This is a genomic window from Peribacillus sp. FSL R5-0717, assembly GCF_038002945.1.
Lineage (GTDB): Bacteria > Bacillota > Bacilli > Bacillales > DSM-1321 > Peribacillus > Peribacillus frigoritolerans.
In genome coordinates, this window is the sequence record NZ_JBBOOF010000001.1 from 2,690,694 (window position 1) to 2,705,555 (window position 14,862).

19 protein-coding genes and 2 other annotated features are annotated in these 14,862 nt (G+C 41.3%); all 19 genes read left to right on the plus strand.

Annotation, left to right across the window (positions count from 1 at the left end):
• The 19 genes from disA (at position 1) to NYE65_RS13230 (ending at position 14,702) form a co-directional block, all read left to right on the plus strand.
• Positions 1–1,074, plus strand: coding sequence for a DNA integrity scanning diadenylate cyclase DisA (gene disA, locus NYE65_RS13140; protein WP_034305085.1), 1,074 nt, complete (start codon positions 1–3; stop codon positions 1,072–1,074).
• A gap of 224 nt (positions 1,075–1,298) precedes the next feature.
• Complete coding sequence (locus NYE65_RS13145; protein WP_328178424.1) at positions 1,299–2,396, plus strand: PIN/TRAM domain-containing protein; 1,098 nt, start codon at positions 1,299–1,301, stop codon at positions 2,394–2,396.
• 21 nt (positions 2,397–2,417) lie between these two features.
• On the plus strand, positions 2,418–3,107 hold the full coding sequence (gene ispD / locus NYE65_RS13150) for a 2-C-methyl-D-erythritol 4-phosphate cytidylyltransferase (RefSeq protein WP_098865953.1): 690 nt from the start codon (positions 2,418–2,420) through the stop codon (positions 3,105–3,107).
• A gap of 14 nt (positions 3,108–3,121) precedes the next feature.
• Entirely contained in the window at positions 3,122–3,601 is a 480-nt protein-coding gene (gene ispF, locus NYE65_RS13155) for a 2-C-methyl-D-erythritol 2,4-cyclodiphosphate synthase (RefSeq protein ID WP_057276469.1), read from the plus strand.
• Between the two features lie 89 nt (positions 3,602–3,690).
• Entirely contained in the window at positions 3,691–5,148 is a 1,458-nt protein-coding gene (gene gltX / locus NYE65_RS13160; RefSeq protein ID WP_340861041.1) for a glutamate--tRNA ligase, read from the plus strand.
• 42 nt (positions 5,149–5,190) lie between these two features.
• Positions 5,191–5,440, plus strand: a binding site (T-box leader).
• A gap of 85 nt (positions 5,441–5,525) precedes the next feature.
• Positions 5,526–6,176 (plus strand): serine O-acetyltransferase, encoded by a 651-nt coding sequence (cysE, locus tag NYE65_RS13165; RefSeq protein WP_034305073.1) that lies wholly within the window; start codon positions 5,526–5,528, stop codon positions 6,174–6,176.
• 1 nt (position 6,177) lies between these two features.
• Positions 6,178–7,575 (plus strand): cysteine--tRNA ligase, encoded by a 1,398-nt coding sequence (gene cysS, locus NYE65_RS13170; RefSeq protein ID WP_328178426.1) that lies wholly within the window; start codon positions 6,178–6,180, stop codon positions 7,573–7,575.
• Positions 7,576–7,578: 3 nt separating this feature from the next.
• Positions 7,579–8,001 carry a Mini-ribonuclease 3 gene (locus NYE65_RS13175; protein ID WP_034305071.1) on the plus strand — a complete coding sequence of 141 codons (423 nt, stop codon included), beginning with the start codon at positions 7,579–7,581 and terminating at the stop codon, positions 7,999–8,001.
• Positions 7,998–8,741, plus strand: a complete 744-nt coding sequence (rlmB, locus tag NYE65_RS13180; RefSeq protein ID WP_034305069.1) for a 23S rRNA (guanosine(2251)-2'-O)-methyltransferase RlmB — start codon at positions 7,998–8,000, stop codon at positions 8,739–8,741. Before NYE65_RS13175 ends, rlmB begins: the two co-directional genes overlap by 4 nt.
• Positions 8,742–8,745: 4 nt before the next feature.
• Complete coding sequence (locus NYE65_RS13185; protein ID WP_034305067.1) at positions 8,746–9,255, plus strand: NYN domain-containing protein; 510 nt, start codon at positions 8,746–8,748, stop codon at positions 9,253–9,255.
• 85 nt (positions 9,256–9,340) lie between these two features.
• Positions 9,341–9,973, plus strand: a complete 633-nt coding sequence (sigH, locus tag NYE65_RS13190) for an RNA polymerase sporulation sigma factor SigH (protein ID WP_094246690.1) — start codon at positions 9,341–9,343, stop codon at positions 9,971–9,973.
• 193 nt (positions 9,974–10,166) lie between these two features.
• Complete coding sequence (rpmG, locus tag NYE65_RS13195; RefSeq protein WP_072273931.1) at positions 10,167–10,316, plus strand: 50S ribosomal protein L33; 150 nt, start codon at positions 10,167–10,169, stop codon at positions 10,314–10,316.
• A gap of 50 nt (positions 10,317–10,366) precedes the next feature.
• Positions 10,367–10,549 (plus strand): preprotein translocase subunit SecE, encoded by a 183-nt coding sequence (gene secE, locus NYE65_RS13200; protein WP_034305062.1) that lies wholly within the window; start codon positions 10,367–10,369, stop codon positions 10,547–10,549.
• Between the two features lie 258 nt (positions 10,550–10,807).
• Complete coding sequence (gene nusG, locus NYE65_RS13205; RefSeq protein ID WP_048677866.1) at positions 10,808–11,341, plus strand: transcription termination/antitermination protein NusG; 534 nt, start codon at positions 10,808–10,810, stop codon at positions 11,339–11,341.
• Between the two features lie 174 nt (positions 11,342–11,515).
• Positions 11,516–11,941, plus strand: a complete 426-nt coding sequence (gene rplK, locus NYE65_RS13210; RefSeq protein WP_034305057.1) for a 50S ribosomal protein L11 — start codon at positions 11,516–11,518, stop codon at positions 11,939–11,941.
• Between the two features lie 104 nt (positions 11,942–12,045).
• Complete coding sequence (gene rplA, locus NYE65_RS13215) at positions 12,046–12,738, plus strand: 50S ribosomal protein L1 (protein WP_048677868.1); 693 nt, start codon at positions 12,046–12,048, stop codon at positions 12,736–12,738.
• Positions 12,739–12,788: 50 nt separating this feature from the next.
• Positions 12,789–12,939, plus strand: a sequence feature (ribosomal protein L10 leader region).
• 39 nt (positions 12,940–12,978) lie between these two features.
• On the plus strand, positions 12,979–13,479 hold the full coding sequence (gene rplJ / locus NYE65_RS13220; protein WP_048677870.1) for a 50S ribosomal protein L10: 501 nt from the start codon (positions 12,979–12,981) through the stop codon (positions 13,477–13,479).
• A 62-nt stretch (positions 13,480–13,541) separates the two neighbouring features.
• Positions 13,542–13,901: a 50S ribosomal protein L7/L12 gene (rplL, locus tag NYE65_RS13225; protein ID WP_048677872.1), complete on the plus strand. Its 360-nt coding sequence runs from the start codon at positions 13,542–13,544 to the stop codon at positions 13,899–13,901.
• Positions 13,902–14,096: 195 nt separating this feature from the next.
• Entirely contained in the window at positions 14,097–14,702 is a 606-nt protein-coding gene (locus NYE65_RS13230) for a class I SAM-dependent methyltransferase (RefSeq protein WP_063577540.1), read from the plus strand.
• Positions 14,703–14,862: the final 160 nt, after the last annotated feature.

Sequence of the window (14,862 nt, forward strand, 5' to 3'; positions counted from 1 at the left end):
ATGACAGATAAAAAAGGGTATGAGAAAACAAAATTGGAAATTCTGCAAATCGTAGCACCGGGTACCCCGCTTCGGGAGGGTATTGAAAATGTCCTGAGGGCAAACACGGGCGGTTTGATAGTGGCCGGATATAATGAGAAGGTGCGAACGATCGTGGATGGCGGCTTCGAAATCAACTGCAGCTGTACCCCCAGTACATTATATGAGTTGGCGAAGATGGACGGGGCCATCATTTTAAATGAAACCGCCGATAAGATCATTTTTGCAAATGCCCAATTAGTGCCTGATAACAGTACACCTTCCACTGAAACGGGAATGAGGCATAGGACAGCGGAACGGGTGGCTAGGGAGACCAAGTCGTTGGTCATCGCAATCTCACAACGCCGGAATGTCATCACTTTATATCAGGGCAATTTCCGGTATGCCCTTAAAGATATAGGAGTCATACTTGCCAAGGCTAATTTAGCCATCCAGACCTTGGAAAAATACAAGGTGGTCCTGCAGCAGAGCATATCGGTTTTAGGAGCGCTCGAGTTTGAGGAAATCGTGACCTATGCCGATCTTTTGCAGGTATTTCACCGTTATGTGATGGTGCTCAGGATCAAGGCGGAGCTGCTGACGTACCTTAATGAGCTTGGGACGGAAGGAAGGCTGATCCGTTTGCAAATGAATGAAATCCTGGCAGATATCGAAACGGAAGGGAAATGGCTTATCAAGGATTATACCTCCAGTAATGATGAAAATCCCGAGGAAATCATTTTTAGGCTTCAAGAGTTGGCCATGCAGGAAAAACTGGATGAAAGCATTCTTCTTAAGGTGCTGGGCTATCATGGATACATTCATCTTGATGAGTCAGTACATCCCCGTGGTTACCGTATTCTTCATAAAATCCCACGCTTGCCGGGTTTGATCATCGAAAATTTAGTGAAACAGTTCGGAAGCTTTAGTGAAGTCAATAAAGCTACGGTTGAAAACCTTGACGATGTGGAGGGCATAGGTGAAGTCCGGGCAAATAAAATTAAAGAAGGACTCCGAATTTTGAAAAATCAGCTGGTCACAAATAGAAGGATGTAAGGTGCAGCCGGCTTTTAAAAAACTCCTGAACGGGCTTGAAATTGATTGGTGTTTATTTTTGACACTCAAAACTCGGGGTGCTAGGCTAATATTACGAAAAAGAGAAGAATTCATATTTGTAAATCCACTATTCCTTAAGTGAATTTAATGTATATAGTGAAAACGAATTTTCAAGGTTTCATTTTATTTTATTGGTCAATAATGAGTAGAAGGAGGTGAAAGGGATGTTAAAACGCATTATACAAGCATGCTTCTTAATAGTCGGCGGAACACTTGGTATGTTGCTTATTCCGGAATTATTAACTGTTTTACATGCAGACGATATTGCTTTATTAAACAATCCTTATGTAAGTGTACTGTTGGGTGCCATTATCTTTTATCTTATAACTTTTTGGGCAGTAGATCATGTGATCTACTTTATGAAATGGCTGGAGGAACAGCTTGTAAAGATACCGATTACGGATATAATCTTTGGCAGCGTAGGTCTTTTAGTTGGATTGCTGGCAGCTTTCTTGGTTGGATCCGCATTCAGTGCCATCAAGGTTCCCATTTTGAATACAGTGGTTCCTATCATCCTTACGCTTTTATTTGGATATCTTGGTTTTCAGGTGGGCTTTAAAAAACGTGATGAGCTATTGAGTTTATTCACGAAAAGCAATAAGAAAAAGAACACGGATGGTGAAGCAAGCGAAGAGGATGAAGAGGGGGATAGCAAGCGCCTGAAGATTCTTGATACAAGCGTCATCATTGATGGCAGAATTGCGGATATTTGTCAGACAGGCTTTCTGGAGGGTACCATAGTCATTCCTCAATTCGTATTAAACGAATTGCAGCACATTGCCGATTCATCTGATGCATTGAAAAGGAATCGTGGAAGGCGCGGTTTGGATATCTTGAATCGGATTCAAAAAGACCTGCCGATTAAAGTGGAGATGTACGAGGGGGATTTTGAAGACATTCAAGAAGTCGACAGTAAACTGGTGAAGCTTGCCAAAATATCGGGCGGAATGGTCGTTACCAATGATTTCAATTTAAACAAAGTATGCGAGTTTCAAAATGTGGCGGTACTTAATATCAATGACCTGGCCAATGCCGTAAAACCTGTTGTACTTCCTGGGGAAGAGATGAACGTTCAGGTCATAAAGGACGGGAAAGAGCAGAACCAGGGCATCGCTTATTTGGACGATGGCACCATGATCGTTGTCGAGGGTGGCCGTGACCATATCGGGAAACGGATCGATGTACTTGTCACAAGTGTATTGCAAACCTCTGCAGGCCGGATGATATTCGCTAAACCGAAACTATTAGAAAAAGCATTATAAAGAAGAGTAGGAGAAACCGTTATGTTTTATGAAGTAGTGATACCTGCAGCTGGACAAGGCAAAAGAATGAAAGCGGGCAAGAATAAACTTTTTATTGAACTATCTGGTATCCCGATCATTGTTTATACACTGCGTGTCTTCGAAGAAGATCCTGACTGTCGAGGGATTATCCTTTCGATAAACCCGGCAGAAAAGGATTATTTCAATCAATTGATAGCAGCGAATGGGCTTAAAAAGGTCAAGAAACTGGTCATGGGTGGCAAGGAGCGCCAACAAAGCGTTTATAATGGACTGCAACATGCAGAAGAAGACATCGTCCTGGTTCATGACGGTGCCCGCCCTTTTATTACCCTAGGGCAAATCAGTGAATTGACTACTGCTGCCTCCCTTCATGGAGGTGCCGTAATTGCAGTGCCCGTTAAGGATACGATTAAAAAAGCGGCAAACAAAAAGGTATTGGAAACAGTGGAACGATCAAGCTTGTGGGCGGTGCAAACTCCACAAGCTTTTCGTGTATCCATATTAAAAAGTGCGTATGAACAGGCGGAAGCTGAAGAATTTTTAGGGACGGACGATGCAAGTTTACTAGAGCGGATCAATGAACAGGTAGTTATTATTGAGGGCAATTATGATAATATTAAAATTACGACTCAGGAAGACCTTTATTTTGCAGAAGCGATTTTACATAAACAACAACATGGAAAACGATGATTGGGGAGAATGATATGTTTAGAATAGGACAAGGATATGACGTTCATCAGCTTGTGGAAGGCAGGCCTTTGATAATTGGCGGGATTACGATTCCGTATGAGAAAGGACTGCTGGGTCATTCGGATGCGGATGTCCTTCTGCATACTGTTGCCGATGCCTGCTTGGGGGCAATTGGTGCAGGGGATATCGGTAAGCATTTTCCGGATACCGACCCTGAATTTAAAGATGCCGATTCGGCAAAACTGCTGCAGTATATTTGGGCGATCGTAAAAAAAGAAGGATATTCCCTAGGCAATGCGGATTGTACAATCATTGCACAAAGCCCGAAAATGGCACCGTATATCGAGGAAATGCGAGGCAGGATTGCAGAACTTTTAGATTCCTCGATAGACAGGATTAATGTAAAGGCGACCACAACGGAGAAACTTGGATTTACAGGCAGGGGCGAAGGAATCGCTGCACAGGCTGTTGTTTTATTGGTCAAATCAAACTAAATCGTTTTTAGAGTGGATGCCTTTATCCCAAAGTATTTAAATGATAATATAAACAATAGAATAGAACGACTGGGAGGTCTATATATATCATGAGCAGCGATATTCGAGTTCGCTATGCACCGAGTCCGACTGGACATTTACATATTGGTAATGCACGGACTGCTTTATTTAATTATTTATACGCACGAAATAAGGGCGGGAAATTCATCATCCGTATTGAAGATACCGACCAAAAGAGAAATATTGAAGGCGGAGAGGAAAGTCAGCTTAAATATTTGAAATGGCTTGGCATGGATTGGGATGAAGGTGTTGATGTTGGCGGTGAATACGGTCCATATCGTCAATCCGAAAGGAACGACCTTTATCAGGAATTGTATCAAGAGCTTTTGGATAAGGGTTTAGCATATAAATGCTATTGTACGGAAGAAGAGCTTGAAGCAGAGCGTGAAGGACAGGTCGAACGCAATGAAACGCCAAAATATTCCGGGAAGTGCAAGCATTTAACTGAGGAAGAGCAAGCGGAATTAGTGGCACAAGGAAGAAAACCGAGCATTCGCTTTGCCGTTCCAGCTGGGAAGGTCCTTACTTTCAAAGATATGGTCAAGGATGAGGTTTCATTTGAAACGGATGGCTTTGGTGATTTTGTCATCGTTAAAAAGGATGGCATTCCAACCTATAACTTTGCGGTGGCCGTCGATGATCACTTGATGAAGATTTCCCATGTCCTTCGCGGTGATGATCATATCTCCAATACTCCAAAACAATTGATGATTTATGAAGCTTTCGGCTGGGAACCGCCGGTATTCGGACATATGACGCTGATTGTAAACGAAAGCAGGAAGAAACTGAGTAAACGTGATGAGTCGATCATCCAATTCATTGAGCAATATGAAGAGCTTGGTTATGTACCTGAAGCTTTATTCAATTTCATTACATTACTAGGATGGTCTCCGGTCGGGGAGGAAGAGATTTTCACGAAGGAAGAATTCATTAATCTTTTCGATGCTGACCGTCTGTCTAAATCACCTGCACTTTTCGATAAGCAAAAGCTTACATGGATGAATAACCAATATGTCAAGCAATTGGACGCCAATCGTGCAGTGGAATTGTCATTGCCTCACTTAATTAAAGCCGGGAAGGTTTCAGAGACACTGACCGCCGAAGAAGAAGAGTGGGTACATGGGCTTGTTTCACTTTTTCAAGAGCAGATGAGCTATGGAGCGGAAATAGTCGAGCTTTCTGAACTGTTTTTCAAGGATGAGGTCGAGTTCGAGCAAGAAGCTAAGGAAGTGCTGGCTGAAGAACAGGTACCGGAAGTCATGAAAGCTTTCCTTCAGGAGATCGAAGGGCTTGAAGAATTTAATGCGGATGAAATCAAGAAGTCGATTAAAGCCGTACAAAAAAGCACAGGGCATAAAGGGAAAAAATTATTCATGCCGATAAGGGCTGCCGTCACGGGTCAAACACATGGTCCTGACTTGCCTAAGGCAATTTCATTACTGGGCAAAGAAAAAATTAAACAGCGTATTCAGAGTATTTTATATTAACAATTTGTCGAAAATGTAATATAGTATTTAATAATCTTACAAAAGAACGCGTAGATGGGGAGAAGTAAGTAAACGAAGCTTTTTAGAGAGAACCATAACCTGCTGAAAGTGGTTCAGGCCTCTCGTTTTCTGAAATGCACCCTTGAGTCCTTTGCTGAACTAACCTATAGTAGGCACAGGCGGAATGTCCTCCGTTACAGGGATTAAAGTTGGGGATGAAAAAAACAGGAAAAAGCTTTACCTGGTTCGTACATTCCAAACAGAGTGGAACCGCGCTTCAAGCGTCTCTGTCTATTTGGACAGAGACGCTTTTTTATATGCTTTAAAAGCTTCAAAAGGGGATGTTGGAAAAGGACGGAACATAGGGGGGAATCATTTTGTTAAAGATGTTTAAAGAAGATATCGAAGTGGTTTTTGATCAAGATCCTGCTGCGCGCAGCTATTTGGAAGTCATATTGACGTACGCGGGTTTACATGCTATTTGGAGTCATAGGATGGCTCATGCACTATTTAAGAGGAAATTCTTTTTCCTGGCGAGAAGCATATCTCAAATCAGCCGATTTTTTACCGGAATCGAAATTCATCCAGGGGCTACGATTGGCCGCCGTTTCTTCATTGACCATGGAATGGGGATTGTCATTGGCGAAACTTGTGAAATTGGCGACAATGTATCCGTCTTTCAAGGTGTAACACTTGGGGGGACCGGAAAAGAAAAGGGAAAACGTCATCCTACGATAAAGGATAATGTTTTGATAGCTACAGGAGCAAAAGTGCTGGGTTCCATCACTGTTGGGGAAAACTCGAAAATCGGTGCGGGATCGGTCGTTCTAAAGGAAGTGCCACCTAATTCTACAGTGGTGGGCATTCCAGGTAAAGTGGTCATTCAAGATGGCATCAAAATCAATAAAGACCTAAATCATTGTGATCTTCCTGATCCAATCGCTGATCGCTTTAAGGAATTGGATAGTGAAATCAGAGCCTTAAGAGCAAGGTTGGCCGAACAGAAGCAGGAAGAAAGGAGTTTATAATATGGCGATTAAAATATATAACACAGCAACAAGAAATAAGGAAACCTTCGTCCCGATTGAAGAGGGAAAGGTGAAGATGTATGTATGCGGACCCACTGTCTATAATTACATTCATATTGGCAATGCAAGACCGGCAATCGTATTCGATACCGTTCGTAGGTATTTGGATTACCGTGGATATGATGTGCAATTCGTTTCGAACTTCACGGATGTGGATGATAAGCTGATTCGCGCGGCAAAAGAATTGGGGGAAGATGTCCCGACCATATCGGAACGTTTCATCAAGGCGTATTTTGAAGACGTGTCGGCATTGGGCTGCAAAAAAGCGGATGCTCACCCGACCGTAATGGAGAACATGGATGCAATCATTGAATTCATCTCGGCGTTAATCGAGAAAGGATTCGCTTATGAATCGGAAGGGGATGTGTACTACCGCACTCGTAAGTTTGAGGGATATGGCAAGCTTTCACATCAGTCCATCGATGAGCTTCGAGTGGGGGCACGTATTGAAATAGGGGAGAAAAAACAAGATGCCCTTGATTTTGCCCTTTGGAAAGCGGCTAAGGATGATGAAATATCATGGGAGAGCCCATGGGGTAAGGGGCGTCCTGGCTGGCATATCGAATGCTCCGCAATGGTCAAAAAGTATTTGGGGGATACCATCGATATTCATGCAGGAGGTCAAGATCTGGCATTCCCGCATCATGAAAATGAAATTGCACAATCCGAAGCATTGACGGGTAAGACCTTTGCGAATTATTGGATGCATAATGGGTATATAAATATTGAGAATGAAAAAATGTCTAAGTCCTTAGGCAATTTCGTCCTTGTGCATGACATCATTCAGAAGCATGATCCACAAGTATTACGCTTCTTCATGTTATCAGTACATTACCGTCATCCGATCAATTATAGTGAAGAAGTGCTTGAAAATGTAAAAGCGTCCCTTGAACGCTTAAGGACATCATATCAAAATTTAAAGCATCGCCTTCAAGTAAGTGACGGATTGACTGAGAATAATGATGTTTGGTTGGAGAAGCTGAATGATTTACATGAACAATTCATTAGGGAAATGGACGATGATTTCAACACAGCTAATGCAATATCCATGCTTTTTGAACTTTCCAAACAGGCAAATTATTACTTGATGGAGAAAAACACAGACAAGGAAGTAATTGATGCTTTCCTTGATAAATTCAACACCTTATTTTCTGTCCTCGGTTTGTCCCTTGAAGAAGAGGGGCTTCTGGATGAAGAAATTGAAGGGTTGATACAGCAAAGGATTCAAGCGCGGAAAGACCGCAATTTTGGATTATCTGATGAAATTCGCGATCGCTTGAAAAACATGAATATCATATTAGAGGATACCCCTCAAGGTACAAGATGGAAAAGAGGGTAATTAATGCTTCATTACGATAGTAAGGTAGATGCAAAAATGCTGAACAGTCTTGCTTTAGCATATATAGGTGATGCTGTATACGAAACGTATATACGGCATCACCTCATTCAAAAAGGGGCGGTCAAGCCCAATCTACTTCACAAAAAAGCTACATCTTTTGTAGCTGCTAAAGCGCAAAATAAAATCATCCACTTCTTTCTGGAGTCAGATTGGCTATCGGAAGAGGAATCCGCTGTCGTTCGGCGCGGCCGAAATGCGAAATCCGGTACGGTACCGAAGAATACAGATGTGCAAACGTATCGCTACAGTACAGCCTTCGAGGCTCTTATGGGATTTTTGTATTTATCCGGTCGAATAGAAAGAATGGAAGAACTCATCAAAAAATCCATTGAATACATTGAAGAAGAAAAGGGGAGTAACCCATGAGCGAAGAATATATCATTGGCAGAAACCCCGTATTGGAAGCACTTCGCTCCGAACGGGAAGTTAATAAAATTTGGATAGCCGAGGGCTCGCAAAAAGGCTCGATGCAACCACTTATCGGTCTCGCGAAGGAAAAGAAGGTTCTCGTGCAAATCGTACCGAAGAAAAAAATTGACCAAATGGTAGAAGGCATCCATCAAGGCGTTATCGCACAAGTGGCCGCGTATGAATATGTGGAGCTGGATGACTTATTCGCAAAAGCGGCTGAACGGGACGAAGCACCTTTTTTCATGATCCTTGATGAGGTTGAAGATCCGCATAATTTAGGTTCGATCATGAGGACGGCCGATGCAGTCGGGGCCCATGGAATCATCATTCCGAAAAGAAGAGCGGTGGGCTTGACGGCAACAGTGGCTAAAGCTTCGACTGGTGCAATCGAGTATATTCCTGTAGCTCGCGTTACAAATTTGGCAAGAGCGGTGGAAGAATTGAAAGAGCGAGGGGTATGGATAGTCGGTACCGATGCGAAAGGCAGCGATGATTACCGTAACATGGACGGAAAGATGCCTATCGGACTTGTTATCGGCAGCGAAGGAAAAGGCATGGCCCGGTTAATGAAGGAAAAATGTGATTTTCTCATCCGTCTTCCAATGGCAGGAAAAGTAACTTCGTTAAATGCATCGGTAGCAGCCGGTTTATTGATGTATGAGGTTTATAGAAAAAGAAATCCCCTAGGGCAATGACGAAATGAACATTCTGTTGGTGGACGGTTATAACATTATTGGAGCTTGGCCGGAACTGAGAGAATTAAAAGAACGGGATCTTGCTGCTGCAAGGGACCGATTGATAGAAATGATGGCGGAATATCAAGCATTTACCGGATACCGTGTAATTGTCGTATTTGATGCTCAATATGTTCAGGGAATTGCCCGCATATTCAAAAATCACAAAGTTGACGTAATTTTTACAAAAGAAAATGAAACTGCGGATGAAAGAATAGAAAAGATGGCCATCGAACTGAATAATGTCAAAACGCAAATTCAAGTGGCAACCTCTGACTTCACGGAACAGTGGGTGATCTTTGGCCAAGGGGCCCTAAGGAAATCCGCTCGTGAACTGCTAATTGAAATGGAAGAAATTCAAGGCGAAATCAAGAAAGATGTAAGAAAAACAACAACGATAAGACCCGTTGCTAAAATTCCTTTAAGTGAAGAAGTGGCAGAAATTTTCGAAAAATGGCGCCGGGGGAAAATTTGAACCATTGACGGGTAAAATTTACCTGCTGTATAATATTTCTATCTGAGTCAGGTCAGGGGGATATAATGTGGGTCTCAAATTCGGAATGAAGCTGAACGAAAAGTATCTTCAGTTTGAGGATGATGAATTGATAGGGTTGGTGCACACTGGAGACAGTGAAGCGCTTGATTATTTGATCCAAAAGTATCGTAATTTTGTAAGAGCGAAGGCAAGGACTTATTTCTTGATTGGTGCCGATAAGGAAGACATCGTGCAAGAAGGTATGATTGGTTTATATAAAGCCGTCCGTGATTTTAAAGGGGATAAGTTATCTTCTTTTAAAGCATTTGCAGAACTATGCATTACGAGGCAGATCATTACAGCTATCAAAACAGCAACACGTCAAAAACATATTCCGCTCAATTCCTATGTTTCCCTGGACAAGCCAATTTATGATGAGGAATCGGACCGAACTCTAATGGATATCATATCGGGTACGAAGGTTTTGGACCCGGAAGAACTGATCATCAACCAAGAAGAGTTTGACGATATCGAATTAAAGATGGCCGAGCTCCTGAGTGATCTTGAGAGAAAAGTGTTAGCTCTTTACCTGGATGGACAAACCTACCAAGAAATTTCGGAAGAGTTGAACCGGCATGTTAAGTCAATCGACAACGCCCTTCAGCGGGTGAAAAGAAAGCTCGAGCGCTATCTGGAAGTAAGGGAAATCAGTTTATAATCCCTCCGCTTTTTCCGCTTAATTTCATCTGTCCCTTCTCCACATGGAAGTTTTTTATTCACTAAGATTTTTAGATGCAAGCCGAAGTTTTGATTTACGTTGTCCATAATGGGTGGAACCCGCTTTGATATTGACAATAAAAAACAGTCGTGATAAGGTTTTATGGATATAGTAGATAGGATAGGTGTATCTAATGCGAAAAAAAATAGTTCTTGCCTGCAACGATTGCGGTTCAAGAAATTATAGTTATGAGAGCAAACAATCGACAAGCGGCGAACGGCTGGAAATCAAGAAATTTTGCAGTACGTGCAACTCACACTCGATTCACAAAGAAACGAAATAACCGTTTTATAAATAGATTGACAGAAGCTTCTAATGCTTGGAGGTACATTCATGAAACGTTTTACCGAATTTTTCAGCGGAGTCGCTCGCGAAATGCAAAAGGTAAGCTGGCCGAAACGCAAGGAGCTTACCAAATATACAATCGTGGTGGTAACGACTGTAGTATTTATGGCTTTATTCTTTACAGTGGTCGATTTGGGTATTTCCGAATTAATTCGCTTAGTTATTGAATAAGAGATTCGAAAATAAGGTATAATAGTGATAGAATAATATGTGTCAGCAGAAAAGCCCGGAAACGGGTTTTTTAATTTGTCTTTTTTAATAAGTGAAGAAGTTCAAAAACGAGTGCTGCTGTAATACGATTCATCACAATATATTCTAGTTAAGTTCGGGATGACGCCTGTATGATTTTTTGGCTAAAACGTTCAAAGATAAAGATTAATAAAGAAAATGATCGATTGCAGGGAGGGAAGGACGTTAAAGTCCTAACACATGGAAAAGAATTGGTATGTAGTTCACACCTATTCAGGTTATGAGAACAAGGTTAAAGCTAACTTGGAAAAACGTGTTGAAACTATGGGGATGGAAGACAAGATCTTTCGCGTTGTAGTTCCAGAAGAAGAAGAAACAGAAGTGAAAGATGGCAAAAAGAAAGTGACCAAAAAGAAAGTGTTTCCAGGTTATGTGTTGGTTGAGATCATCATGACGGATGATTCATGGTATGTTGTCCGTAATACGCCTGGGGTAACAGGTTTCGTGGGTTCATCTGGAGCTGGGTCAAAACCGACTGCATTGCTTCCGGAGGAAATTGAAGTCGTTCTTAAACGTATGGGCGTAGATGAAAGCAAAATCGAAGTTGATTTTGAAATCGGTGATACGGTTCAAGTTAAAGAAGGACCATTTGCAACTTTTGCAGGACCGATTGAAGAACTTGATAAAGACAAAGGGAAAGTAAGGGTCCTAGTCAATATGTTCGGCCGTGATACACCGGTAGAACTTGATTTTAATCAAGTGGAAAAATTATAAACGGAAAAAAACTTGAAATTACCTTTTGAAAGTGGTAAAATTTCAAAGGTCAGTATGTTTCAATTTTTAGGCCTCAACGATACAAGCATTCTTTATTAATATATAAAGAATTCAAGATGAGTGGGAGGGTATTACCCTATTACCACATCACGGACTTATAAGGAGGTGTGTCTCGTGGCTAAAAAAGTAATTAAAATGGTTAAATTGCAAATTCCTGCTGGTAAAGCGAATCCGGCACCGCCAGTCGGTCCTGCATTAGGTCAAGCTGGTGTAAACATCATGGGATTCTGTAAGGAGTTCAACGCTCGTACAGCAGATCAAGCTGGTCTAATTATTCCTGTTGAAATCACGGTATTTGAAGACCGTTCATTTACATTCATTACAAAAACTCCACCGGCTGCAGTATTGCTTAAGAAAGTAGCTGGCATCGAGTCTGGTTCTGGTGAACCTAACCGTAATAAAGTTGCTACAGTCAAGCGTGATCAAGTGCGCGAGATTGCTGAAACTAAAATGCCTGACCTAAACGCTGCAAGCGTTGAAGCTGCAATGCGTATGGTTGAAGGTACTGCTCGCAGCATGGGTATTGTCATCGAAGACTAATCCATGTAATTGCTATTTGTTTCTACGGGGTTGCGATTGATACTCGCAACCTTTATTCGTGGGAGGTCATTCCGTTAAAACCACAATTTAGGAGGATTTATATCATGGCGAAAAAAGGTAAAAAGTATCTTGAAGCAGCTAAGCTTGTAGAAGTTTCTAAGGCTTATGCTGTAACTGAAGCAATCGAAGTTGCTAAAAAAGCAAACTTCGCAAAATTCGATGCGACTGTTGAAGTTGCTTTCCGTTTAGGCGTAGACCCTAAGAAAGCTGACCAACAAATTCGTGGAGCTGTTGTTCTTCCGAATGGTACTGGTAAAACTCAACGCGTATTAGTATTCGCAAAAGGCGAAAAAGCAAAAGAAGCGGAAGCTGCTGGTGCTGACTACGTTGGCGAATCTGACTACATCAACAAAATCCAACAAGGATGGTTCGAATTCGATGTAATCGTTGCGACTCCAGACATGATGGGTGAAGTTGGTAAACTTGGCCGTGTATTAGGACCTAAAGGTTTAATGCCTAACCCTAAAACTGGCACAGTAACTTTCGATGTAACGAAAGCTGTTAATGAAATCAAAGCTGGTAAAGTTGAATACCGCGTAGATAAAGCTGGTAACATCCATGCTCCAATCGGTAAAGTATCTTTCGAAGATGCTAAACTAGTGGAAAACTTCACTACTATCTATGATACATTATTGAAAGTTAAACCTGCGGCTGCTAAAGGAACTTACATGAAAAACGTTTCTGTAACAACTACAATGGGCCCTGGCGTGAAAGTTGATCCTTCTTCTTTCAAATAAATAATTGACATACCAAAACTATTATTGTTATAATAAGTTTTGTTGTGAATAAATGAATACTATTTGTACCGTAGACAGTAGGTGCTCATTACGAGCTTAATTCCCTGCCGAGGTAATTCGATAATAATAGTCCTTGACTATGACTTTTGAAATTACTGCCTTCATGTCTGCAATAGAGATGAAGGCTTTTTCTTTGAAACGGTATAAATGTTTTCAAGCAAATCTACAGGAGGTGTAAGGATGAACGCAATTATTGAACAAAAGCAAAAAATCGTTGCTGAGATTTCTGAAAAGTTAACTTCAAGCCAATCAACAGTAGTTGTTGACTACCGTGGATTGACTGTTGCTGAAGTAACAGAACTTCGTAAGCAACTTCGTGAAGCTGGCGTTGAGTTTAAAGTTTACAAAAACTCTATGACTCGCCGTGCTGCTGAAAGTGCTGAGCTTAGCGCTTTGAACGAATCATTAACAGGTCCAAACGCAATTGCATTCTCAACTGAAGATGTTATTGCGCCAGCAAAAATCCTTAACGATTTTGCGAAAAAACATGAAGCGTTAGAAATCAAAGCTGGAGTTATCGAAGGAAATGTTGCAACTGCTGAAGAAATTAAAGCTCTTGCAGAACTACCTTCACGCGAAGGCCTACTTTCAATGCTACTCAGCGTGCTACAAGCACCTATGCGCGGACTTGCTCTTGCTACAAAAGCTGTTGCAGAGCAAAAAGAAGAACAAGGCGCGTAAGCTAACCGCTTATTTAGCCTGCTGATTCAAAAAAAACCAACCATTTCGAGGAGGAAATAAAAATGACTAAAGATCAAATCATTGAAGCAGTTAAAAACATGACTGTTTTAGAATTAAACGACCTTGTAAAAGCAATCGAAGAAGAATTTGGCGTAACTGCTGCTGCACCTGTAGCTGTAGCTGCTGCTGGTGGCGCTGCTGCTGAAGAAAAAACTGAGTTTGATGTAGTTCTTACATCTGCTGGAGATCAAAAAATCAAAGTTATCAAAGCTGTACGTGAAGTTACAGGTCTTGGACTTAAAGAAGCAAAAGAACTTGTTGACAACACTCCAAAAGCAATCAAAGAAGGCGCTTCTAAAGAAGAAGCTGAAGAAATCAAAGCTAAACTTGAAGAAGTTGGAGCTGGCGTTGAAGTTAAGTAATCTTGCATAAACAAAAAGCTCGCTATCATTGGCGGGCTTTTTTTCTTCATTTTTAAAGAAATGACGGGAACTGGCCGTTAATGGTTTGGTAACGGGGATATCGTTACTGGGACATTCCGGCGTGCAAGCATCCATTCTTCAATTCTCTTCTCTCATTAAATCTTCAATATTCCTTTCTGATAGGGGGAGATGACTCTGACAGAGCATTACTACTCACATAAACCGGATGTCGTAAGCAATCCGAAATTTTGGGATTTCACATTAAAGGGACGTACATTTCGCTTCAAAAGTGATAATGGTGTTTTTTCGAAAAAGGAAGTTGATTTCGGATCGCGTCTTTTGGTTGAAAGTTTCAACCTTAGTGAAGCTGTGGAAGGAAATATTCTCGATGTTGGTTGCGGGTATGGACCGATCGGAATATCGATTGCGGCAGCTTATCCCGATAGAACGATAGAAATGATTGATATAAATAGCCGGGCAGTTGAATTGTCAAAAGAGAATGCTGCTTCTAATGGGATCGCAAATGTGAAGATTTACGAAAGCGATCGTTTTGACAAAGTTGCCTCCAATCAATTCGCTGCGATTCTTACGAACCCTCCCATTCGCGCGGGTAAAAGTGTAGTCCACGAAATTTTAGAAGAAAGCTATCGCAGTTTGGTAGCTGGTGGAGAATTATGGGTTGTCATTCAAAAAAAACAAGGGGCTCCATCCGCAATGGATAAAATGGAGCAATTATTTGGAAATGTTGAAGTGCCTGTTAAGAAAAAAGGTTACTATATACTATTATCCAAAAAGGTTTGACTCTAAATTTTCGCTATGTTAGTATTATAAAATGCATATATATAATTCCGTAACTATGCAATTTTTATACCATTGGTGTATAATCAATGGATAATATGGGAAAAATATATAAATAATAGTTCGTTTTATGAGAAATAGTGGTTTTTAAAATAAAAACCAT